This is a genomic window from Streptomyces sp. NBC_00210 (genome assembly GCF_045160975.1).
Lineage (GTDB): Bacteria > Actinomycetota > Actinomycetes > Streptomycetales > Streptomycetaceae > Streptomyces.
The window spans coordinates 4,546,533-4,568,486 of the sequence record NZ_CP108120.1 but is presented as its reverse complement, the minus strand read 5'-3'; the positions used below and the strand labels follow the sequence as shown (position 1 = coordinate 4,568,486).

Genomic DNA, 21,954 nt, shown 5'->3' with positions numbered 1-21,954 from the left:
CCGTGCGGCGGGGCCGGTTGGGGATCCATTCGGGCGTCCGCATTGCGGGACGATCGTTGACACGTACGCGACGTATCGGACAGGTTCCCGGCCCATGCAGCCTCGTGATGACCGGGGGGTCACGCTGGTGGGGCGCCGACACGTTGACCTGGTCCATGTCGCGTGCGCGATCTGTCGCTGCGTGTAATTGCTCGCCGACCCCGGTTCAGGGGTCCCTTCGATTCCGGTTCCGCGGTCCGGTCTGTCCCTAGGGGGCCGGTCCGCCCCGTGTTGCGCATTTCACACTGCCGCTCCCCTTCGGAGCGTGGCAACTCATGTCCGGAGAGGCGGCGCCGTCGCCGACAGTCCACTGCCGTTCGCCGCGGTGAGGGTCAGGCTGCGGTGCTGCAGCTTGTACGTCACATCGCCCTTGAGGACCTTCAGCAGGTGACTCTCCAGCATCTGCGCCGTGCCCGCGCACATCATCCGGGTGGTGGCGAGACGGCCGAAGGTGATCGTGGAGCCGGAGATCTTGACGGTGCCGGTGAAGTTGTTGCAGCCGAGGTTGCCGCGTACGGAACCGTCCTTGCCGAAAGTCAGGTGCGCGTTCTTCTCCGTGCCGGCGGGCAGCGAGGAGGCGGTGTCGCCGGTGACGAGGGAGTTCACGGACCACTTGGTGCCGACCAGCGGGGCCGGCGCCTCGCGGGTGAGGGCGATCGAGTCGCCCTTCTCGGTGGTCAGCGTGAGCCGACCGTCGGCGATCTTCGCCTTGAGCTTGCCGGAGAAGGCCGACCGCAGCGCGTCCTCGAAGCCCATGACGCCCTTGTCACAGGCCATCTCGGTCATCACGGCGTCGCCCACGGTGATCGTGTCGCCGTTGACCGTGACATCGGCGCCGAAACCGTTGCAGCCGTAGCTGCCCTCGGCGCGGCCCTTGGAGGTGATCTCGACATGCGCGCCGGCCGGGGCCGCGGACTTCTTGCCGTGGACGGTCACGCTGTCGACGGTCCAGTGGACGCCGGTGAGAGGCAACTCGGTCTTGACCGAGCCGCCTCCGTCACCGCCGGCACCGGAACCCGATTCCGTGCCGCAGGCGGCGAGCGCGAGGAGAGCCAGGGCGGTGACGGGAATGCTCAGCTGCTTTCGCATACCCATGGGACGGGGCTGCTGGGGCTCCGGTTCCCCGGCGGGGTTCAGCCGAGAATCGGCAGCAGCCCCGACAGATCCGCCCGCTCCCCGCTCGCGCTGACCCTCGCCGCGTCCAGTTCCTCGGCCCATCGGGTACGCCCGGTGGCGAGCCGGATCCAGGTCAGCGGGTCGGTCTCCACGACATTGGGCGGGGTGCCGCGGGTGTGCCGCGGGCCCTCGACGCACTGCACGACGGCGAACGGCGGCACCCGCACCTCCGTGGAGGCCCCCGGCGCCTTGACCGCCAGCGCGTCGGCGAGCAGACGGGTGCACGCGGCGAGCGCCTGCCGGTCGTACGGGATGCCGAGCCCGGTCGCGGCGTTCAAGTCATCGGTGTGGACGATGAGTTCGACGGTACGGGTGACCAGGTAGTCGCCCAGCCGCATCGCTCCGACGCGGGTGGTGAGCAGCCGTTCGTCGGAGGCTAGGGGCAGCAGTTCGGCGAGCCGGGCGGCGGTTCGCGCGTACAGCTCCTCCGGCTCGGCGCCTGCCGCGAGCTCCTTGGTGTCCTGCGAGATGCCCCCGGCGTGCGCGGCGGTCGCGAACGGCCAGTCCAGCAGCCCGACTTCCTGCTTCGCGGGCGCCGGCTGCTCAACACTCCGGCCGACCGCGCCGACCGCCATGGCGATGTGCCCGGCCAGATCGCGCACGGTCCAGTCCCCGAGCCGGGTGGGCAGGGCGAGCTGCTCGGGCGTGAGCGCTCCGACCGCCTCGTGTACCTGCCCGAACTGGGTGAGGACGGCGGTACGGATCTTGGCGGAGTCGTAGCTGCGGGTACGCTTCCTGGCAGGTGGCATGCGAGGAGACTAACGACCGGTCAGGTCCGGATGGCACACGCGCCGAGCCCCTTCTCCACCAGGGTTCCCGAGTCCGCCGAGGTCAGGCAGCCGGCTGCCGCTCGACGGTGAACGCCTCGCCGCCCGGCGGCACGCCGATCCCGCGCCACCTGAAGGGCACGCCCCGGGCCGAGTCCAGGTCCGGGCCGTCCATCAGCTGGAAGTGCACATGCGGCTCGGTGGAGTTGCCGGAGTTGCCGCAGCGGGCCATCTCCTGCCCGGCCCGGACCCGGTCCCCCGCGCGGACAGTGAGCGAACCGCGCTGGAGATGGGCGTACATGGCGTAGGTGCCGTCGCCGAGGTCGAGGACGATGTGGTTGCCCGTGACCCAGCCCGCGCCGCCCATGTCACGGACGGGCGCCTCGATCAGCATCAGACAGAACAGCGCGGGCAGGGAGTTGCGGCTGAGGTGGTCGCGCCGCCAGTCGGTGGCGTGGACGACGGTGGCGTCGGCGACCGCGATCAGCGGCTCGCCGAAGGCCGGGAAGTCCCGGTTGCGGCGGGCGAGGGGCCACAGCGAACTGAAGGCGGGCCGCCCGCCCTCCTCCGGCTCCGCCACGAGATCGATCGCGTACGTCTGACCGTAGGCATGCGTGCCATGGCTCGGGACCTTGTCGGCAGGGCTGTTGAGTGCGGACCAGCGGCCGGTCACCGGCGGTCCGATCTCGACCGGCGGCCGCGGGTCGGCACTCTGCCCGGCCGCGGTGCTCCGGCCCAGCGCGACGACGATGAGGGACGAGAGCACCAGCGGCAGGAACAGCCACCACCAGCTGAACGGGTAGTCGACGAAGAACTGGCCCGCCACCAGGGCGCCGAAGACCAGCTGAAGGCCTCGGTAAGAGATCATCGCGAGCTTGCGGGCGGGCATGGTTCCCCCTTGATTCGTACGGCGATCGTTCGTCGACGGTTGTTCGTACGGCGGCGCGTACGGCGGTTCACGCGGCGGACAGAACCACCAGCAGCGGCACCACCCGGCCGCCCGGGACCTCGTAACGGCCCCGCCCGGCGGTGTGCAGCCACCCGGCGGCGGTCAGCTGGCGCAGATGGTGGTAGATCTGCCCGGTCGTGCCGAGCCCTTCGAGCTCGGCCAGCTCGGCCGCGGTGCGCCGGCCGCCGAGGATCTCGCGCAGCAGCCGGAGCCGTACCGCATGACCGAGCGCGGCGAAGGAGTCGGCCGCCTCGGACCAGTCCGCGTCGAGGAGCTCCTCGGTCAGCGTGCCGTACTGCCACTCGTACTGCTCCTGCGTCGGCAGCCGCACGGCACCGGTGAACAGCACGCCGCCCGCCTGTGCCCCGACGAGCTGCGACTTGAGCCCTTCGAGCGCCCAGAAGTCGCCGCCGCCCAGCCGCGGGACATCGCGGTCTCCGCTTTCCAGCGCCGCCATGCGCCTCTCCAGCTCGGCGACGCGCTCCTCCAGCTCCATGACTGAGAGATTACGTAGTTACGTAATCTCGCGCAATAGGCTGCTGCAGACAGGGCCTACGGGCAAGCGTTGGCGTCCCAGCAGGTCTCCTCCGGAAAGGGATCGCCGGTACTGGCCGGTGGCGAGCTCGGAGTCGACGACGGCGGCTCCCAGGGGCCCGGCTCGTAAGGAGGCAAGGTGGGATCGGAACCGGACGGTTTCGGAGTCGGCCGCGGGCCGTCCTTGGACGGCGACGTCGTCGTCGCGCGCGGCTTCTTGTTCGGTGACGGTGTCTCAGCGGCATCCGGCTGTGTGGACGGCCGGGCGGTGGCCGGCTTCGCCGCGCTCGTGGGTGCTGAGGAAGCCGAATTCGTGACCGCGGGTGCTTCCGGCTGCTTCGGCCGGCCGCTGTCGTCGTCCGGCAGCAGAGCAATGCCGGTGACACCGGCCGCCAGGACCAGCATGACCAAGGTGAGGGTGATGATCAGGGCCGGTCGCCGACCGCGGCGCGAGAGCGGACTCTTCGACGGCTCCCCACCTGTCTCCGCGTCCGCGGCCGTCCCGGTGCCCTGCGCCTCGTCCTCGGCAGGAGCGGCCGGTGGGCCTAAGGCCGCGATCTCGGCTCAAAGCACTGCGTCCCGCCGCCTGGTGGCAGCGGGACACAGCAGAGCAGTGCGGCGTCAGACCAGCAGACCGGGGATGGTCTCCTCATGAGCCGTGCGCAGTTCGCTCAGCGCGATGCTGAACTCGCCCTGCACATCCACCTCGTCACCGTCCACGACACCGACACGGGTGACGGGCAGCCCCCGCGCCCCGCACATGTCGTTGAAGCGGAGCTCCTCGCTGCGCGGCACCGAGACGACCGCGCGCCCCGCCGACTCGCTGAACAGGAAGGTGAACGCGTCCAGACCGTCCGGCACGACCAGCCGGGCGCCCGTGCCGCCGCGCAGGCACGACTCGACGACCGCCTGGATCAGACCGCCGTCCGACAGGTCGTGCGCCGCGTCGATCATGCCGTCGCGGGACGCCGAGATCAGGATCTCGCCGAGCAGCTTCTCGCGGTCCAGGTCCACGGCCGGCGGCAGTCCGCCGAGGTGGTCGTGGATCACCTGGGACCAGGCCGAACCGCCGAACTCCTCACGCGTGTCGCCGAGGAGGTAGAGCAGCTGCCCTTCCTCGCGGAAGGCGATCGGCGTACGGCGGTTGACGTCGTCGATCACACCGAGGACGGCCACCACGGGCGTCGGGTGGATCGCGACCTCACCGGTCTGGTTGTAGAGCGAGACATTGCCACCCGTGACCGGCGTGCCGAGCTGCAGACAGCCGTCCGCGAGACCGCGCGTCGCCTCCGCGAACTGCCACATCACGGCCGGGTCCTCGGGCGAGCCGAAGTTCAGGCAGTCCGAGATGGCCAGCGGCCTGGCGCCGGATGCGGCGACATTGCGGTACGCCTCAGCCAGCGCGAGCTGCGCGCCCGTGTACGGGTCGAGCTTCGCGTACCGGCCGTTGCCGTCGGTCGCCATGGCCACGCCCAGGTTCGACTCCTCGTCGATCCGGACCATGCCCGCGTCCTCGGGCTGGGCCAGCACGGTGTTGCCCTGCACGAAACGGTCGTACTGGTCGGTGATCCACGCCTTCGACGCCTGGTTCGGGGATGCGACCAGCTTCAGGACCTGCTCGCGCAGTTCCTCGGAAGTCGCCGGCCGCGGCAGCTTGTTCGCGTCGTCGGCCTGAAGCGCGTCCTGCCACTCCGGGCGGGCGTAAGGACGGTGGTACGTCGGGCCCTCGTGGGCGACCGAACGCGGCGGCACATCCACGATCTGCTCGCCGTGCCAGAAGATCTCCAGGCGCTCGCCTTCGGTCACCTCACCGATGACGGTGGCGATGACGTCCCACTTCTCGCAGATCTCCATGAACCGGTCGACCTTGTCCGGCTCGACGATCGCGCACATGCGCTCCTGCGACTCGCTCATGAGGATCTCCTCGGGCGAGAGGGTCGCATCACGCAGCGGGACGGTGTCGAGCTCGACGCGCATACCGCCGGAACCGGCCGAGGCCAGCTCGGAGGTCGCGCAGGACAGACCCGCGCCACCGAGGTCCTGGATGCCCGCGACCAGCTTCTCCTTGAAGATCTCGAGCGTGCACTCGATGAGGAGCTTCTCCTGGAAGGGGTCACCGACCTGGACGGCGGGACGCTTGGCCGGGCCGGTGCTCTCGAAGGTCTCCGAGGCAAGGATGGAGACACCGCCGATGCCGTCGCCGCCCGTGCGGGCGCCGTACAGAATGACCTTGTTGCCGGGGCCCGACGCCTGCGCGAGATGGATGTCCTCGTGCTTCATCACGCCGATGCAGCCCGCGTTGACCAGCGGGTTGCCCTGGTAGCACTCGTCGAAGACGACCTCGCCGCCGATGTTCGGCAGGCCGAGGCAGTTGCCGTAGCCGCCGATGCCCGCGACGACGCCCGGCAGGACGCGCTTGGTGTCGGGGTGGTCGGCGGCGCCGAAGCGCAGCGGGTCGACGACCGCGACCGGACGGGCACCCATGGCGAGGATGTCGCGGACGATGCCGCCGACGCCGGTGGCCGCGCCCTGGTAGGGCTCGATGTAGCTCGGGTGGTTGTGCGACTCGACCTTGAAGGTGACCGCGTAACCCTGGCCGACGTCGACGACGCCCGCGTTCTCACCGATGCCGACGAGCATGGCGTCGTTCTCGGGAACCTTCTCGCCGAACTGCTTCAGATGGACCTTGCTGCTCTTGTACGAGCAGTGCTCGGACCACATGACGGAGTACATGGCGAGCTCGGCGCCGGTGGGACGGCGGCCGAGGATCTCGCGGATGCGCTCGTACTCGTCCTGCTTGAGGCCGAGTTCCTTCCAGGGCTGCTCGACGTCCGGGGTCCCGGCCGCGTGCTTGACCGTATCCAGGCTCATGCGTTGACCAGCTTCTTGAGGATCGAGGTGAAGAAACCGAGGCCGTCGGTGCGGCCGGTGCCGATCAGGGGCTCGACGGCGTGCTCCGGATGCGGCATCAGACCGACGACATTGCCGGCGGCGTTGGTGATGCCCGCGATGTCACGGAGGGAGCCGTTCGGATTGCCGTCGAGATAGCGGAAGGCGACCCGGCCCTCGGCCTCGAGCTCGTCGAGGACGCGCTCGGCGGCGACGTAACGGCCGTCGATGTTCTTGAGCGGTACGGAGATCTCCTGGCCCTTGTCGTAATCGACGGTCCAGGCGGTCGATGCGTTCTCCACCCGCAGCTTCTGGTCACGGCAGATGAAGTGGAGGTGGTTGTTGCGGAGCATTGCGCCCGGCAGCAGATGCGACTCGGTGAGGATCTGGAAGCCGTTGCAGATGCCGAGAACCGGCAGTCCCGCCCTGGCCTGGTCGATGATCGTCTCCATCACCGGCGAGAACCGGGAGATGGCTCCGGCGCGCAGATAGTCGCCGTAGGAGAAACCTCCGGCGAGGACCACGGCGTCGACCTGCTTGAGGTCCTTGTCGCGGTGCCAGAGCGAAACCGGCTCGGCACCGGCGAGGCGGACGGCGCGCAGGCTGTCCTTGTCGTCGAGCGTGCCGGGGAACGTGACGACTCCGATACGAGAAGTCACGACTCCACCTTTACGACGAAGTCCTCGATGACGGTGTTGGCGAGGAACGTTTCGGCCATCTCATGGATGCGGGCGAGGGCGGCGTCGTCGACCGGCCCCTCCACCTCCAGCTCGAAGCGCTTTCCCTGACGTACGTCCGCGATCCCGTCGAATCCGAGGCGGGGCAGTGCGCGCTGCACCGCCTGTCCCTGGGGGTCGAGGATCTCGGGCTTGAGCATGACGTCGACTACGACGCGTGCCACGGGCACTCCCGGTGGTGTGTTGCGAGGGCGGTTCCCTCAGCGTACCCGTCCGAAAAATCTACGCGAGTAGATATCAAGAGAACGTCCGGGGGAACGGAACGGGGAACACTCGGGGAAAATCCTGGGAAAAATCTCGCCCCCCATTGCATCTGACACGCGCATGTAATTGGCTGGGCTTCACAATGCGCGGTCCGTCGCTGTACAAAGGAATACAGAGGAAAGCAGCATTGCCCCTCACCAGCCGGAAAGCCGGTATCGCCGCATGTGGGAACCCATGCCAGAACCGGTGATACCGCAGGAAAGGACCGATATCCGTGGCTCAGCGAGTAGTGGTCACGCTCTCCGACGACATCGACGGCGGAGAAGCGGCGGAAACGGTCGCGTTCGCGCTGGACGGGAAGTCGTACGAGATCGACCTCAATCCCTCCAATGCAAAGAAACTGCGCAAGGCCCTGGCTCCGTACGTGGCCGCGGGCCGAAAGCAGACGAACGCCAAGAAGCGTGACAAGTCCCGCATCACCTACCGGCACACCTCGCTCGAGCCCGCCCCGGCGGCCGTGCGGGCCTGGGCGCAGTCCAACAAGATGGACGTGCCGGCCCGCGGCCGGATCCCCAAGGCGGTCTACGAGGCCTTCCGCGAAGCCAGTTGAGAGGTACGGGCGCCATCGAGTTGCATGGCACCCCCGCTGATCGGCTAGAGTCTGCAGCACGCCGAGGGGCGAGGCCGCAGGGCCCGATCCCACGCAGCGTGCGGGTGTAGTTCAGTAGCAGAACATCCCCCTTCCAGGGGGAAGGCGCAGTGTGCAATTCCTGTCACCCGCTCTCATCGTTTTACCGGCCGCTGATGTGGATCAGGTAGAGTGGTGCACGCACCGCCCAGTGAGAGCTGAGCGGCAGCAATGCGGACGTGGCTCAGTTGGTAGAGCATCACCTTGCCAAGGTGAGGGTCGCGAGTTCGAATCTCGTCGTCCGCTCAGAGTGAAGGCCCCGGTCTAATCGACCGGGGCCTTCGTCGTTTTTGTGCGGCCCGGGTCCGATGACATTTGTCATGGGCAGTGGTGACAGCGTGCACTGCCCGCTGCTCCCGCTCGGCGGAAGCCTTGAGCCATGACCACAGACCAGTACGTCATCGAGGCGCAGGGGCTGCGCCGGACCTACGCGGGCGGCTTCGAAGCTGTGACCGGAGTCTCCTTCTCCGTGGTGCGCGGCGAGATCTTCGCCCTCCTCGGGACCAACGGCGCGGGCAAGACCTCGACGGTCGAGCTGCTCGAAGGCCTCGCCGCCCCCGCCGGCGGGACCGTGCGCGTCCTCGGCCACGACCCGTACCGCGAGCGCGCCGCCGTCCGGCCGCGGACAGGCGTGATGCTCCAGGAGGGCGGCTTCCCCTCCGACCTCACGGCCGCCGAGACCGCCCGGATGTGGGCGGGCTGCACCAGCGGGGCCCGGCCCACCGGTGAGGCGCTGGAGCTGGTGGGGCTCGAACGGCGCGCCGACGTGCGGGTCAAGCAGCTGTCGGGGGGCGAGCGGCGGCGGCTGGATCTGGCGCTGGCCCTGCTCGGGCGGCCGGAGGTGCTCTTCCTCGACGAGCCGACGACCGGTCTTGACGCGGAAGGGCGGCGCGACACCTGGGAACTGGTGCGGACGCTGCGGGAGGGCGGCACCACCGTGCTGCTGACGACGCACTACCTGGAGGAGGCCGATTCGCTGGCCGACCGGCTGGCGATCATGCACCGGGGACGGATCGTGACCGCGGGGAGCCCGGCCGAGGTGACGGCCGACCGGCCGTCCCGCATCCGGTTCCTACTGCCCGAGGGGGTGGCTGCGGGACGGCTGCCGCTCTCGCTGCGAGCCGCCGCGGACGGCCGGCGGATCGAGATCCGTACGCACCGGTTGCAGCAGGCGCTCGAAGAACTGCTGCGGTGGGCGCGGGAGTCGGACGTACGGCTCGAAGGGCTGGATGCCCGCACCGCCTCGCTCGAAGAGGCCTTCCTCGACATCGCGCGGGGCGCGGCGCAGGACACCGCGCAGGGCATCGCGCAGACAGAAACGGCAGGTGTGTGACATGACCGCGACGGCTGGACGACTGACCGCTCTCGGGCGGGCCGAACTGACTCTTCTGCTGCGGAACCGGACCGCGCTCGCCGTGGCGCTGGTGATGCCCGGGGCGAGCGTCGCGGGCATCAAGTCATCACTGGACCAGATCCATCCCGACAAGGCCGGGATGAGCGTCGCGGAAGCGGCGATGACGGGCGGGATCGGGATAGTGCTGATCCTCGTCGTCCATCTCAACCTCATCTCGGCTTATGTGGCGCGGCGCGAGGAGCTGGTTCTCAAGCGGCTGCGTACGGGGGAGGTGCCGGACCGCGAGATCCTCGCCGGGACGGCGCTGCCCGCGGCCGGTCTCGCGCTCGCGCAGTGCGTGCTGATCGTGGTGGCCGGGGTCGCCTTCCTGGGGGTGGGGGCGCCGAAGCGGCCCGAACTGCTGGTCCTGGGTGTGCTGCTGGGGATGGTGCTGCTGGCCGCGTTGGCGGCCGCCACGTCCGCGGTGACCCGGACGGTGGAGAGCGCTCAGCTCACCACGCTGCCGATGCTCCTGATCTCGTATGCCGGCTCCGGCCTGTTCATACCGCTGGAAGTGATGCCGCAGGAGCTCGCGTCCGCGTGCAAGCTGCTGCCGGTGACCGGAGTGATGACGCTCGTACGGGCCGGATGGCTGGGCGGTGCCGACGCCCATGACGTGATCGGGGCCGCGGTGACGGCTCTGGCCTGGACCGCACTCTCGGTGTTTGCTGTGCAACGGTGGTTCCGCTGGGAGCCCCGCCGCTGACTTCGGGAGTTTCTGTGCGGGTGAAGGGCTGGAGCGGCCGCAGCGGACTGGCGAAGGTGGACCTGTACACGCGCGGCACGGTCTATCTGATCGTGTGGACGGCGGTCCTCGGGCAGACCCTGCTGCTGCATGCCCGGCCGGTCCACGAGGGCCGGCAGCTGCTCCTTGTCATGAGCGCCTCGCTGCTCGCCGTCGCGGAAGGGGTGCTCTGCGGACGGCTGGCCCGGCACGCGATGGATGCCTATCTGGGTCAGGGGCACGTGCCCCGGAGCCTGGTCTCGCGGGCGGCGGCGGTGACGGCCGCGACGACGGCCGCCGTGGTGGCGCTGGCGGCGACGGTCGATCTGGCGGGACTGCTGGCGGCGGGCCTGGCGCCGTTCCTGACCGTCCACTGTCTGCTCGTACGCAACCGGACCACGGCCCTGGTCCAACTGGCGGTGCTGGCCGTGGTGGGCGGGCTGGTTGCGCTGACCGGCCGCACCGCCGCTCAGGTGCTGTTCGCCGTCGTGACGACCGGCTTCGTGACCGGCTGGATGGCGTTCACGGCCCGGGCGTCCATGTGGGTGCTGGCCGTGATGTGGGAGCTGCGCGAGGCGCGCGACGTACAGGCGCGGCTCGCGGTCGCCGAGGAACGGCTGCGCTTCGGCCGCGATCTGCACGACGTACTGGGCCGGAACCTCGCCGTCATCGCGCTCAAGAGCGAGCTGGCGGTGCAGCTGGCCCGGCGCGCGCGCCCTGAGGCGGTCGACCAGATGACAGAGGTCCAGCGCATCGCCCAGGAGTCGCACCGCGAGGTACGGGACGTGGTGCGCGGCTACCGCGAGGCGGACCTGCGGGTGGAAGTGGAGGGCGCGCGGGGCGTGTTGGCGGCGGCCGGGATCGCCTGCACCGTCGAGTGGGGGGAGGCCGAACTGCCCGGCGATGTCCAGTCGGCGCTGGGCTGGGTGGTCCGGGAGGCCACGACGAACGTGCTGCGGCACGGGGACGCGCGGCGCTGCGCGATCTCGGTGCGCACCGCGGACGACACCGTCGTCCTGGTCGTCGAGAACGACGGGGTGGCCGAGGCGGCGTCGGGCGACGCCCCGGGATCAGGGCTGGCGGGCCTGCGGGAGCGGCTGTCAGCGGTGGGCGGCACGCTGGAGGCCGGCCCGTGTCGGGGCGGGCGCTTTCGTCTGACGGCCCGCGTTCCCTTCAAGGGCGGCAGAGACAACGGGGACATCGGGGATGACGTGAAGGAGGCGGTGTGACCGTACGCGTACTGCTCGCCGACGACGAGCATCTGATCAGGGGCGCCCTGGCCGCCCTGCTCTCGCTCGAAGACGATCTCGTGGTGGTCGCCGAGGCGGCCACGGGCGGCGAGGCCCTGGCCATGGCTCGGGCGCACCGGCCCGATGTCGCGGTCCTCGATCTCCAGATGCCGGGGCCGGACGGTGTGAGCGTGGCCACATCCCTGCGGTCCGAACTGCCCGAGTGCCGGACGATGATCGTGACCGGTCATGGGCGGCCCGGCCACCTCAAGAGGGCGCTGGCCGCTGGCGTGCGGGGGTTTGTCCCCAAGACCGTGAGCGCCCAGCGGCTGGCGGAGATCATCCGTACGGTGCACGCCGGAAACCGTTATGTGGACCCGGAGTTGGCGGCCGACGCGATCTCGGCGGGGGACTCGCCGCTGACCGGCAGGGAGGCGGAGGTGCTGGAGCTGGCAGCGGACGGGGCACCCGTCGCGGAGATCGCCGAGCGGGCCTCGCTGTCGCAGGGGACCGTACGGAACTACCTCTCGTCGGCCGCCTCCAAGCTGGGTGCCGAAAACCGGCACACGGCGGTGCGCCTCGCACGGGAGCGAGGTTGGGTATAGTGGTCACCGCGCCACGGCGCATGCGGACGTAGCTCAGTTGGTAGAGCGCAACCTTGCCAAGGTTGAGGTCGCCAGTTCGAACCTGGTCGTCCGCTCAGCTTGAAGGCCCCGGTCCTTTCGACCGGGGCCTTCTTCGTGTCTGTCTGCCGGTCGTGCCTCCCGGCCGTATCTACGACCAGCTCATGCCGGTCAGCAGCTCGTACGCCTCGATGTACTTCGCGCGGGTCGCCTCGACGGTCTCCTGCGGGAGGGCCGGCGGCGGCTGCTCGCTCTTGCGGTCCCAGCCGGAGGCGGGCGAGGTCAGCCAGTCGCGGACGTACTGCTTGTCGTACGACGGCTGGGCGCGGCCCGGCTGCCAGGAGGCGGCGGGCCAGAAGCGGGACGAGTCCGGGGTCAGCACCTCGTCGGCGATCACAAGGTCTTCGCCGTCGAAGCCGAACTCGAACTTGGTGTCCGCGAGGATGATGCCGCGGTCGCGGGCGATGTCGCGAGCCCGGCCGTAGACGGCGAGGGTCGCCTGGCGCAGCTGGGCGGCGGTCTCGGCGCCGACCTGGTGGGCGACTTCCTCGTACGAGACGTTCTCGTCGTGGTCGCCGACTGCCGCCTTGGTGGCGGGCGTGAAGATCGGGGCCGGGAGCTCGGAGCCGTCGGAGAGCCCCTCGGGCAGCGCGAGCCCGCAGACCGTGCGGGACTCCTTGTACTCGACGAGACCCGAGCCGGTGAGATAGCCGCGGGCGACGCACTCGACCGGGACCATGCTCAGGGACTTGCAGACAAGGGTGCGGCCCGCCCAGTCGGCGGGGGCGCCGGCGGGCAGGTCTGTGCTCAGGACGTGGTTCGGGACAAGGTCCTCGAGGCGCTCGAACCACCAGAGCGAAAGCTGGGTGAGAACCCGTCCCTTGTCGGGGATCTCGGTGGGCAGCACCCAGTCGTAGGCGGAGATGCGGTCGCTGGCGACCATCACGAGGTCGCCCGCCTCGTTCTGGTACAGATCGCGCACCTTGCCGGTGTGCAGATGCACCAGGCCCGGGACCTGAAGCGGTTCGGGCTTTTCGACGAATCCGGACACGGTTCCTCCCCGTGGTTTTGTGCAATGGCTCCGATTCTCCCGTACGACGGGAGCGGGGGCCTGGTCAGGGGTGGCTGACCGGTCCTGATCGGTCCCAATCGCGTACTCATCGCGTCCCCGTCGGGTCCCTGTCGCGCCCTCGTCGCGTCCTAGTCGTGTTTGCAGATGCGGTCGAGGAGATTGGCGGTCGCCCGCTGGACGCGGGTGTCGACATGACCGGGCCGGTCCAGCGCCGGGGACCAGGCGAAGGTGCCGGACGCGAAGACGAGGGCGCCGGAAGGTGCCCGGTACAGGGATGTCTCCTGGTGGCGGACAACGCCTTCGCCGTCCCGGTACGGCGAGTGGGCGAGCAGGATCCGGCTCTGGTGCTCGGGGAGCGAGGTGCGCGGGAAGTACCGGTCGGCCTCGCCGGCGACCAGGCCGGGAAGCTCGTCGCCGTCGTCTGCGCCGGTCGCCTCCCAGAGCCAGTGGTCCGCGTTCCGTACGACCAGCGGATACGGCTCGGGGACCCGGCCCGCGTACTGGATGCCCAGCATCTGCTGCTCGGCCCGGTCGATCTCGCGCCAGAGAGCGGCCTTCCCGGGGCCGCGGCGCTTGCGACAGCTGAGGAGACGGTGGGGGACGCCGGAGGGGGACGGAGCGAACTCGACCTGCCAGTACATGGTGTTGGCGGAGAGGAAGACGAGCGAGGTGCCGCGGTCGCGGGCGCGCTCGACGGTACGGCGCATGGGGGCCGACCAGTACTCGTCGTGGCCGGGGAAGACCAGGCCGCGGTAGCGGGCGGGGTCGATGCGGCCGGCATGGAGGTCGCGGGTGTCGGCGTAGGCGAGGTCGTAGCCGTAGCGCTCGGCCCAGCGGATGAAGTCGTAGGCGTGGCCGACGTGGAGGGGCAGGCCCGCGCCGGCGTACGGGCGGTCGAACGAGACCGTGACGGCGGCGTCCTCCTCGCCGAGGAGACAGCCCTGTTCGTCCCAGGCGTGGTAGAGGCTGGCGCCGGTACGGCCGTCCTCCGGGTAGAGGTTGTACGCCTGCCAGGTGATGTCGGGGAGCAGCAGGAGCAGGTCGGCCGGGTGGTCGTCGCGGACGGTGAAAGGGATGTGGGACCGATAGCCGTCGGCGGTGGTGAGCACGGCGACGTAGCCGCCGACCGACCAGTACGAGGGGATCTGCAGCCGCCAGGAGAGCCACCAGTGGTGACAGGAGACGGTGCGGTTGGCGGTGAGCGGGGGCGGCTGCACGATGCCGGAGAGGCGAGGGCTGGTGGTGATCTTGGCCGCGCCGTCGCCCGCGTAGTGCCCGATGCGGTAGACGTCGACGGAGAACTGCTGGGGCGGGTCGACGGTGACGTGGAAGTCGATCGCCTCCCCGGGGGCGACGGCACCGGTGGACGCGAAGCCCTTGATCTGGCGGTGTACGTCGTCGGCGGTGCGGGGGCCGCGGACGCATTTGCCGCGGTCGGGGTCCGCGTACCAGGGGACGACGTGGCCGGTGTCGTCGAAGTAGTTCTCGCTGCCACGGAGCCAGGGCAGGGGGCCCTGGCCGAAAGGATCCGTCACGGCGTGTGCGAGGGCGCCCGATTCCCATCGCCGGATCTGCTCCGCCCCCATGCTGCGCCCTCCCTCGATGTGGCCTGGGACAACTGTGATGCGCCGAATGTTCAGCGTCGGTCTCCAGCACATCACATAACGCACGCACTCCGTCACCCTTCGTCGCGGATTGACGGGAACGGAACGGAGGCGGAGGGTGCGAGGTCGCCGCGGTGGGGCTCCTGACCCACTCCGCGGGCACGCTTCCACGCCGTTCCGCGGCTGGAATTGTGTTGCGGGCAGGCTCAGACCAGGCGGACCGGCTTTTCTGCACGGATGCCCAGTTTGGTGAGCCAGGTGCGGAGGGGGGACACGTCGCCGTCCTCCGTGAGGCTCAGCACAGCGGCCGCAAGGTCTCCGCGGCGTTCGCCGTGGATCAGGAGGGCCGGGCCGTCGAGCCAGTCGAGGCCGGGGGCCGCGCCGGCCGTGTCGACCGCCGCGCAGCAGACCATCGCGGTGACATGGTCCGCGAGCAGTTCGCGCCCGGAGCGGGGCGGCTGCAGAGGGAAGAGGGGGAGCGGGTCCGCGCCCCAGCCGTTCAGGGCGTCGCCCGGGCTCTTGGGGACCGGCGGGGTCGCCGCCTCCTCGCGGGCAACCTCCGCGCTGATCCCGGCCCCCAGCGTCTCGCCGACGTCCTCGCCCCGGCCGGACAGGTGGTCCATCACCCGCGCGAGCGTCGGACCGTCCGGGCCGGTCGACGGTGGCACGCCCATGTCGTCGAGCACCCGGTGCAGGCGCGCCGCTTCCGTGCGCCACTTACGGTCGACGACCTCTTCCGGGTACTGCTGCCAGCTCACCGGGGACCAGTCGGGGCCCGCCTCGGCGGGACCGCCGTGGAAGAGTCGCGCGGCCAGCAGCGACGCGGCCTCGTCCGTCGCGCCCGGCTCTTCGAGCAGGTCGCACGCTGGGCGCTCACCCAGGCGGGAGGTGAAGCCCTCGGCCAGCCGGTCGCGGCGGGAGAGTTCGGTGAGGGCGGAGACGACGCCCGCGTCGAGCCGGGACGGCCAGCGGCCCATCCGCCAGGCGGGCAGTGCGACCCGGGTCAGCAGCCGGTCCCAGCCTGCATAGGCAAGGCCGACCTGCTCCTGGGCGACGATCCGCAGGCCGTAATCCACAGCCTGTGCACGCTCGGACGCGGCGGCCGCGACCCCTCGCTCCATCTCGGCGGCGGGCGCCTGGCAGCTGCGCAGCAGCACCCGGCTGATCAGGCCGACGAAGCCGAGCGCCGGCCTGCCTATCGCTCCCCGCCCAGGGCCCGCCGCGACCGCGACGGCGGCGTCCAGGCCCCGTACGAAACGGCGTGCCGCGGCTATGTCCGGCTGCGCCGACGGCCCGGTCCCGGCGACGACCGGCGCCAGCACCGCCCGCAGCTCGGCGACCCGCATCCACCACAGGAACGGCGAGCCGATCACCAGCACGGGCGCCTCGGCGCCGCGGCGGCGGCGCCCGCTCCGTATCGCATGGGCCGGGTGTGTGCGGTCCTCGAGCCAGCTGTCACAGTCCGGGGTGAGGGCCAGCGCGGAGGGCGCGGGCACCTCAAGGCGCTCGGCCACGTCCCGGACCAGGCGGTACAGATCGGGGGCCGACTCCTCCGAGAGCTCGACGGTGGGACTCAGCGCCGGCCTGGCTCGTACGATCACGGCTGCGACCGCAGCCGCGAGCACCAGCACCAGCACGGCGAAGAGCGTGACAACCCAGCGCGCGGTGTCCCAACTCCCGCCGCTCATATGCCCCGTGGTACCGCCGGTGAGCAGCACGACGGCGACGGCCGCGGGCAGCAGCGCCACGGCCAGGGCCCTGCTGCGGATGCGCAGCACGGCGAGGGCCCGCGAGCGCGCGGCCTGCGCACCCAGCGACTCACCGAGACCGGTACCGGACACGGCTGGACCTCACCCCCTCTGCCCTGCGACGGTGTTGCTCACTCCCCCACTGTGGCACCCACCACTGACATCGCAATGCCGGTGGGCCAAGTGCCGGAACGCTTGCGCCGCACCCTAGTTGGGGCTTCGGCGGGCGTCATCCGGATGGCTCAGCGCGTCACTCGATGGAATGGCTTTGGGCAAAGGTGATGACGGTAATCGGGCCCTGGGGGTTCACTCCCCGGCGGCCTCGCGTGCGATGTCCGTACGGTGCTGCGAACCGTCGAGCCGGATCCGGGCCACCGCCTTGTACGCCCTCTCGCGCGCCTGCGACAGGTCCTTCCCGGTCGCCGTGACCGAAAGCACCCGGCCGCCGGCGCTCACGATCGCCTCGCCGTCCCGCCTGGTCCCGGCGTGCAGCACGTACGCATGGGGCGCATCCTGCTCCGCGACCTCGTCCAGGCCCTCGATCGGGTCGCCGGTGCGCGGGGTCTCCGGGTAGTTGTGCGAGGCGACGACCACGGTCACGGCGGCGGCGTCACGCCACCGCAGCGGCGGCTGCATCTCGAGGGTGCCCTGCGCGGCGCTGAGCAGCACGCCCGCGAGCGGGGTCTGCAGGCGGGCCAGGACCACCTGGGTCTCCGGGTCGCCGAAGCGGGCGTTGAACTCGATGACGCGTACACCGCGCGACGTGATCGCCAGACCCGCGTACAGCAGCCCCGCGAAGGGCGTGCCACGGCGGTGCAGCTCGTCGACGGTGGGCTGCAGGACGGTCGCCATGACCTCGTCGACCAGCTTCGGGTCGGCCCAGGGGAGCGGGGAGTACGCGCCCATGCCGCCCGTGTTGGGGCCCGCGTCGCCGTCGAGCGCGCGCTTGAAGTCCTGGGCGGGGGTGAGCGGGACGACCGTCTCGCCGTCGGTGATGGCGAAGAGGGAGACCTCGGGGCCGTCGAGAAACTCCTCGATGACTACGCGATCGCAGGCCAGCGCGTGCTCGCGGGCGGCGACGAGGTCGTGGGTGACGACGACGCCCTTGCCGGCGGCGAGGCCGTCGTCCTTGACGACGTACGGAGCGCCGAAGGCGTCGAGTGCCTCGTCGATCTCCTCGGGCGTCGTACAGACATAGCTGCGGGCCGTGGGCACTCCGGCCGCCGCCATCACCTCCTTGGCGAAGGCCTTGGAGCCCTCCAGCTCGGCCGCCTCGCGGGAGGGGCCGAAGCAGGGGATGCCCGCGGCCCGTACCGCGTCGGCGACACCGGCGACGAGCGGCGCCTCGGGGCCGACGACGACGAGCTCGGCCGCCAGCTCGGTGGCGAGCCGCGCCACGGCCGCGCCGTCCAGCGCGTCGACCGGGTGCAGCTGGGCGACCTCGCCGATGCCGGCGTTTCCGGGCGCGCAGTGCAGCGCGGTGACGTCGGGGTCGAGGGAGAGAGAGCGGCACAGGGCGTGTTCGCGGGCGCCGCCGCCGATGACGAGGACCTTCACGGCAGTCAGCCTAACCGCCGGGAGCGGCTGCTCCTGTACGGGCCTCCGAGGCTCTCCCCTCTATTCGTTTGTGTATTCCTCCACGACCGTGGCGCCGAGCTCGCGCACGATGAGGTCGTGGCCGGAGAGCGCGGAGTCGACGAGGTCGGGGTCGTCCTCCTCCGGCACGTCGTCCTCGGGGGCGACCGGTGGCGGAGCCTGCACGGGGGCGGCGCGCGGCGGCTCGGGGGCGGAGGACCGCGGCCCGGGGGCTGATTGGGGAGCTGACTGGGCCGGTCCTGGGGCGGGGGTCGCGGAGGCTGCGGGCCCCGGGGCGGGAGCGTGGTTCTGTGCGGCGTGGGCCGGCGGGGCGGGGGCCTGTGAGCCCCGTCCGCCGCCGTAGCCCCCGCCACCGCCGAAACCGCCGCCTCCGCCGGACGGGGGCTGGGCGCCACCGCCCGGACCGCCCGCGCCGCCCGACGGGTCGATGATCGCCTCGACCTTCCACTGCACGTTGAACTGCTCGGCAAGCGCCTGCTTCAGCACCTCCTCGCTTCCGCTGCTCGCGAAGTTGTCCCGGGCACCGGCGTTGATGAAGCCGAGCTGGAGGGTGGTGCCGTCGAAGCCCGCCACCTGGGCGTTCTGGCTGAGCAGGATCCAGGTGAAGCGACGGCGGTTCTTCACGGCCTCCAGGATGTCCGGCCACATGTTCCGTACCTGTCCGGCGCCCTGGACCATGGCTGCGCCCGGTGCGGCGGGTCCGGGGGCAGGGGCCGCCGGGGTGGGCGCGGGTGCCACGGGCGCGGCGGGCGAGGCGCCCTGTCCCGGGGCCGACGCCGTGGGCCAGCCGCCGGGACGCCGTCCGGCCGTCTCAGCAGCGGGGGCGGCAGGTGCGGCCGATCCGGCCGCGGCGGGCCAGGCTCCGGGACGCTGCCCGGCCGACTGCGGCTGCCCGGCCGGGTCGACAGCAGGTGCGGGCACGGGCGCGGCAGTGGTGGGGGCGGCCTGAGGCGTCCCGGCGGCCGCACGCGCCGCGGCCGGACCTCCGCCCTGCGGCACGTTCGCCACGGGCGGTGGCACCGGAGCGTGGGCCCCCGCCTCCGGCGCCGGTACGTACCCCATCGCGGGCGCGGAACCCCCGGTCGAGAACGTCGCCCCCCGCTCCAGCCGGTCCAGCCGTGCCTGCACCGACCGCTCGTCGTCGAACGCGGCGGGCAGCAGCACCCGCGCGCAGATCAGCTCCAGCTGCAGCCGCGGCGAGGTGGCGCCACGCATCTCCGTAAGTCCCGTATTGACCAGATCCGCGGCCCGGCTCAGCTCGGCGGCACCGAAAACGGAGGCCTGCGCCTGCATCCGCTCGACCACGTCGGCGGGCGCGTCGATGAGCCCTGTCTTCCCCGCGTCCGGCACGGCGGCCAGGATCACCAGGTCCCGCAGCCGCTCCAGCAGATCGGCGACGAAACGCCTCGGGTCGTTGCCGCCTTCGATGACGGTGTTCACGACCTGGAAGGCCGCGGCCCCGTCGCCCGACGCAAACGCGTCCACGATCGAGTCGAGCAACGACCCGTCCGTGTACCCGAGGAGGGCGGTCGCCATGGCATACGTCACACCCTCCTCGGTCGCACCCGCGAGCAGCTGGTCCATGACGGACATGGAGTCGCGCACGGACCCCGCGCCCGCCCGTACGACGAGGGGCAGCACGCCGTCCGCGACCGGGATGTTCTCCTTGCCGCACACCTCGCCCAGGTACTCGCGGAGCGTCCCCGGGGGCACCAGCCGGAACGGATAGTGGTGCGTGCGCGACCGGATCGTGCCGATGACCTTCTCCGGCTCGGTGGTCGCAAAGATGAACTTGAGGTGCTCCGGCGGCTCCTCGACCACCTTCAGCAGGGCGTTGAAGCCCTGCGGGGTGACCATGTGCGCCTCGTCGATGATGTAGATCTTGTACCGGCTGCTCGCCGGCCCGAAGAACGCCTTCTCCCGAAGATCACGCGCATCGTCCACACCACCGTGTGAAGCGGCGTCGATCTCGATGACGTCGATCGACCCCGGCCCGTTCCTGGCGAGGTCGCGGCAGGACTGGCACTCGCCGCAAGGCGTGGGCGTGGGCCCCTGCTCACAGTTCAGACAGCGGGCGAGGATGCGCGCGCTGGTCGTCTTGCCACAACCGCGCGGACCGCTGAACAGGTACGCGTGATTGACCCGGTTGTTCCGCAGGGCCTGCTGCAGCGGGTCAGTGACATGCTCTTGCCCGATGACCTCGGCGAAGGACTCGGGGCGATAGCGGCGGTACAGCGCAAGGGACGACACGCCTACGAGGTTATCGGGGCCCACTGACAAGCGTCGCCGCCCGCCGATGCCCACGACGGCCCGGCCTGCCCGGCGGCGCCCGCTCGGCCCGGCGCCCACGGCGCCCATGAACGCAAGCGCCCCCCACGCACCCGCCAGAGCCAACCTACCCTTGCTGCCTTCCGGCCCTGGGGGAGTTCAGTCAGATAGCGCCACGTGAGGGGCTCCGCACAGGGTACCTGATGGCAGGGGGTGGGAACGAGTTCGCTAGCACTCCTCAACGTCTTGTATTGTTTGCGGCGGAGGATTCGCCTAGTGGCCTAGGGCGCACGCTTGGAAAGCGTGTTGGGGGCAACCCCTCACGAGTTCGAATCTCGTATCCTCCGCCATTGCTCTCACCGGGCAATACGTTGAAGGGCCCCACCGTTCGCGGTGGGGCCCTTCGGCGTTGTCCGTCTCTTTCCGTCTCCGTTCCCGTCCCAGTTGGGACCACGGTCGCAGCAATGTGACGGGCATCACCGCAGCCGTCGGTGCCGACCGGCCGGAACTCCACGACACCAACCGGCTGGGCCGGGACCGGCCGGGCCGGTAGCCCGTACGCTGGCGCAGGTGACGCGCTTGATCGTGGCAGCAGGTGGAGGAGGCGACGCAGTCGCCGCCGCAATGCTCGACGCGGCCGTGTACGGCAGCGAGGGACCGGCCGTGATCCTCACCTACGCGTGGGACCGCCTCTTGATCGACCCGGTGCCCGGTCCACGAGGCCCGGCCAACTTCACCGGCCTGCGCCCACTCACCAGAAGCGTCCAAGCCGTACCCGACGACGCAAAGCCGGTAGCCCCCGCCGGTTCGACACTCCCCCGGCTCGCCGCCGAGCTGCCGCACACCTTCGCCCTGGTCGACCCGCACCACGGCGCCGAAGGCATCACCCGCCAGCTCGAGGAACTCATCCAGCAGCTGGCTCCTGAGTCGATCGACCTCCTGGACGTCGGGGGAGACATCCTCGCGCGGGGTGACGAACCCACCCTCCGCAGCCCGCTCGCCGACGCCCTCACCCTCGCGGCGTGCTGCCAAGTCAACGCCCCCGTACGGCTCCTGGTCGCCGGCCCCGGCCTCGACGGCGAACTGCCCGCCGACGACCTGCGCGACCGCATGGGCCCACCCGTCCTGACGCTCACTGCTGAGCACGTCGAGCCGGTCAGCTCGGTCCTGGAATGGCACCCCTCCGAAGCCACAGCCATGCTCGCGGCAACAGCCCGAGGAGTCCGCGGCCTGTGCGAAGTCCGAGACGCGGGGTTGCCGGTCCCCCTCACCGACGAGGGGCCCACCGTCCATGAAGCCGACCTGGACGACGCCCTCAACCGCAACGAGCTCGCCCGGGCCCTCCTCGCCACGGAAACCCTCGACGAGGCCGAGCAGCACAGCCGCGAAATCTGCGGCTACTGCGAGATCGACTACGAACGCAACAAGGCCAGTCGGCTGGGCAGCCGGCCGGAACGAAAGCTCGACCCCGAGACCGCACTCCGCCAACTCGACCAATTCGAGGCCGAGGCCCGCGGCCGCGGCGTCACCCACACAACGTTCCGTCGCATCACCGAGGCTCTCGGCCTGGGCGGCAAACAGCGCCAGGACCTGAGAGCTCTCCTGCTCAGCAGCCGACCGGAGCAGTACCAAGCCCCTCTCTGGCACATCTCGTCCTGACGGAGTGCCCGGTCGGCACCGCAAGGCGCTGCGGCCGGGCTTACCGCCCGGCCGC

At 70.9% G+C, this 21,954-nt stretch carries 19 protein-coding genes, 4 tRNA genes and 1 other RNA gene; 11 read left to right on the top strand and 13 right to left on the bottom strand.

Annotation, left to right across the window (positions count from 1 at the left end; genetic code table 11):
• Positions 1–312: 312 nt before the first annotated feature.
• The 4 genes from OG729_RS20785 to OG729_RS20770 form a co-directional block, all read right to left on the bottom strand.
• Entirely contained in the window at positions 313–1,128 is an 816-nt protein-coding gene (locus OG729_RS20785) for an META domain-containing protein (RefSeq protein WP_405811207.1), read from the bottom strand.
• 44 nt (positions 1,129–1,172) lie between these two features.
• Positions 1,173–1,964, bottom strand: coding sequence for a sterol carrier family protein (locus OG729_RS20780; protein WP_405807595.1), 792 nt, complete (start codon positions 1,962–1,964; stop codon positions 1,173–1,175).
• An 82-nt stretch (positions 1,965–2,046) separates the two neighbouring features.
• A complete protein-coding gene (locus tag OG729_RS20775) occupies positions 2,047–2,871 on the bottom strand; it encodes a M23 family metallopeptidase (protein WP_360873125.1) in 825 nt (274 codons plus the stop codon).
• Between the two features lie 67 nt (positions 2,872–2,938).
• A complete protein-coding gene (locus OG729_RS20770; RefSeq protein ID WP_405807593.1) occupies positions 2,939–3,427 on the bottom strand; it encodes an ArsR/SmtB family transcription factor in 489 nt (162 codons plus the stop codon).
• A gap of 177 nt (positions 3,428–3,604) precedes the next feature.
• Between OG729_RS20770 and OG729_RS20765 the strand changes: the two genes are divergently transcribed.
• Entirely contained in the window at positions 3,605–4,120 is a 516-nt protein-coding gene (locus OG729_RS20765; protein WP_405807591.1) for a hypothetical protein, read from the top strand.
• Here the strand turns inward: OG729_RS20765 and purL are convergent.
• From purL to purS, 3 genes are read right to left on the bottom strand one after another with little or no spacing between them, the layout of a single operon-like run.
• Positions 4,087–6,336, bottom strand: coding sequence for a phosphoribosylformylglycinamidine synthase subunit PurL (gene purL / locus OG729_RS20760; protein ID WP_405807590.1), 2,250 nt, complete (start codon positions 6,334–6,336; stop codon positions 4,087–4,089). The two genes, OG729_RS20765 and purL, sit on opposite strands and share 34 nt — an antisense overlap.
• Positions 6,333–7,013, bottom strand: a complete 681-nt coding sequence (purQ, locus tag OG729_RS20755; protein ID WP_360873113.1) for a phosphoribosylformylglycinamidine synthase subunit PurQ — start codon at positions 7,011–7,013, stop codon at positions 6,333–6,335. Before purQ ends, purL begins: the two co-directional genes overlap by 4 nt.
• Complete coding sequence (purS, locus tag OG729_RS20750) at positions 7,010–7,255, bottom strand: phosphoribosylformylglycinamidine synthase subunit PurS (protein WP_215092426.1); 246 nt, start codon at positions 7,253–7,255, stop codon at positions 7,010–7,012. The genes purQ and purS overlap by 4 nt, the downstream gene beginning before the upstream one ends.
• Before the next feature lie 314 nt (positions 7,256–7,569).
• Here purS and OG729_RS20745 point away from each other — a divergent pair, with 314 nt between their 5' ends.
• The 8 genes from OG729_RS20745 to OG729_RS20710 all read left to right on the top strand — a co-directional run bounded on the left by OG729_RS20745 (position 7,570) and on the right by OG729_RS20710 (position 12,029).
• The gene (locus OG729_RS20745) at positions 7,570–7,905 is read left to right on the top strand and encodes an Lsr2 family protein (RefSeq protein WP_360873109.1); all 336 of its coding nucleotides are present in this window, start codon (positions 7,570–7,572) and stop codon (positions 7,903–7,905) included.
• Between the two features lie 100 nt (positions 7,906–8,005).
• Positions 8,006–8,077: transfer RNA gene (locus OG729_RS20740), tRNA-Gly, on the top strand.
• A 79-nt stretch (positions 8,078–8,156) separates the two neighbouring features.
• Positions 8,157–8,229, top strand: a tRNA-Gly gene (locus tag OG729_RS20735).
• A 133-nt stretch (positions 8,230–8,362) separates the two neighbouring features.
• Positions 8,363–9,316, top strand: coding sequence for an ABC transporter ATP-binding protein (locus tag OG729_RS20730; protein ID WP_405807587.1), 954 nt, complete (start codon positions 8,363–8,365; stop codon positions 9,314–9,316).
• Position 9,317: 1 nt separating this feature from the next.
• Positions 9,318–10,082 carry an ABC transporter permease gene (locus tag OG729_RS20725; protein WP_405807585.1) on the top strand — a complete coding sequence of 255 codons (765 nt, stop codon included), beginning with the start codon at positions 9,318–9,320 and terminating at the stop codon, positions 10,080–10,082.
• Positions 10,083–10,102: 20 nt separating this feature from the next.
• A complete protein-coding gene (locus OG729_RS20720; RefSeq protein WP_405807583.1) occupies positions 10,103–11,329 on the top strand; it encodes a sensor histidine kinase in 1,227 nt (408 codons plus the stop codon).
• Positions 11,326–11,934 (top strand): response regulator transcription factor, encoded by a 609-nt coding sequence (locus OG729_RS20715; protein WP_328674668.1) that lies wholly within the window; start codon positions 11,326–11,328, stop codon positions 11,932–11,934. Before OG729_RS20720 ends, OG729_RS20715 begins: the two co-directional genes overlap by 4 nt.
• 22 nt (positions 11,935–11,956) lie before the next feature.
• A tRNA-Gly gene (locus OG729_RS20710) sits at positions 11,957–12,029 on the top strand.
• A 74-nt stretch (positions 12,030–12,103) separates the two neighbouring features.
• On the opposite strand, the gene OG729_RS20705 is transcribed toward OG729_RS20710, so the two are convergent.
• From OG729_RS20705 to ffs, 6 genes are all read right to left on the bottom strand, one after another.
• Positions 12,104–13,003, bottom strand: coding sequence for a phosphoribosylaminoimidazolesuccinocarboxamide synthase (locus OG729_RS20705; protein WP_405807580.1), 900 nt, complete (start codon positions 13,001–13,003; stop codon positions 12,104–12,106).
• A 149-nt stretch (positions 13,004–13,152) separates the two neighbouring features.
• A complete protein-coding gene (locus OG729_RS20700) occupies positions 13,153–14,610 on the bottom strand; it encodes a N,N-dimethylformamidase beta subunit family domain-containing protein (protein WP_405807579.1) in 1,458 nt (485 codons plus the stop codon).
• A gap of 224 nt (positions 14,611–14,834) precedes the next feature.
• Complete coding sequence (locus tag OG729_RS20695; RefSeq protein WP_405807577.1) at positions 14,835–16,469, bottom strand: hypothetical protein; 1,635 nt, start codon at positions 16,467–16,469, stop codon at positions 14,835–14,837.
• 213 nt (positions 16,470–16,682) lie between these two features.
• Positions 16,683–17,933, bottom strand: a complete 1,251-nt coding sequence (purD, locus tag OG729_RS20690; protein ID WP_360873087.1) for a phosphoribosylamine--glycine ligase — start codon at positions 17,931–17,933, stop codon at positions 16,683–16,685.
• A 60-nt stretch (positions 17,934–17,993) separates the two neighbouring features.
• Entirely contained in the window at positions 17,994–20,222 is a 2,229-nt protein-coding gene (locus OG729_RS20685) for a DNA polymerase III subunit gamma and tau (protein ID WP_405807576.1), read from the bottom strand.
• 109 nt (positions 20,223–20,331) lie between these two features.
• Positions 20,332–20,430, bottom strand: an RNA gene (gene ffs / locus OG729_RS20680) — signal recognition particle sRNA small type.
• 72 nt (positions 20,431–20,502) lie between these two features.
• Between ffs and OG729_RS20675 the strand changes: the two genes are divergently transcribed.
• Both OG729_RS20675 and OG729_RS20670 read left to right on the top strand, forming a co-directional pair.
• A tRNA-Ser gene (locus OG729_RS20675) sits at positions 20,503–20,590 on the top strand.
• 220 nt (positions 20,591–20,810) lie between these two features.
• Positions 20,811–21,899: a DUF1152 domain-containing protein gene (locus OG729_RS20670; RefSeq protein ID WP_405807575.1), complete on the top strand. Its 1,089-nt coding sequence runs from the start codon at positions 20,811–20,813 to the stop codon at positions 21,897–21,899.
• Positions 21,900–21,954 lie beyond the last annotated feature (55 nt).

Excerpts from the sequence above, each read along its gene's own strand:
- OG729_RS20785 (WP_405811207.1), bottom strand. The coding sequence starts at position 1,128 with ATGCGAAAGCAGCTGAGCATTCCCGTCACCGCCCTGGCTCTCCTCGCG.
- OG729_RS20780 (WP_405807595.1), bottom strand. The coding sequence starts at position 1,964 with ATGCCACCTGCCAGGAAGCGTACCCGCAGCTACGACTCCGCCAAGATC.
- OG729_RS20775 (WP_360873125.1), bottom strand. The coding sequence starts at position 2,871 with ATGCCCGCCCGCAAGCTCGCGATGATCTCTTACCGAGGCCTTCAGCTG.
- OG729_RS20770 (WP_405807593.1), bottom strand. The coding sequence starts at position 3,427 with ATGGAGCTGGAGGAGCGCGTCGCCGAGCTGGAGAGGCGCATGGCGGCG.
- purL (WP_405807590.1), bottom strand. The coding sequence starts at position 6,336 with ATGAGCCTGGATACGGTCAAGCACGCGGCCGGGACCCCGGACGTCGAG.
- OG729_RS20730 (WP_405807587.1), top strand. The coding sequence starts at position 8,363 with ATGACCACAGACCAGTACGTCATCGAGGCGCAGGGGCTGCGCCGGACC.
- OG729_RS20725 (WP_405807585.1), top strand. The coding sequence starts at position 9,318 with ATGACCGCGACGGCTGGACGACTGACCGCTCTCGGGCGGGCCGAACTG.
- OG729_RS20700 (WP_405807579.1), bottom strand. The coding sequence starts at position 14,610 with ATGGGGGCGGAGCAGATCCGGCGATGGGAATCGGGCGCCCTCGCACAC.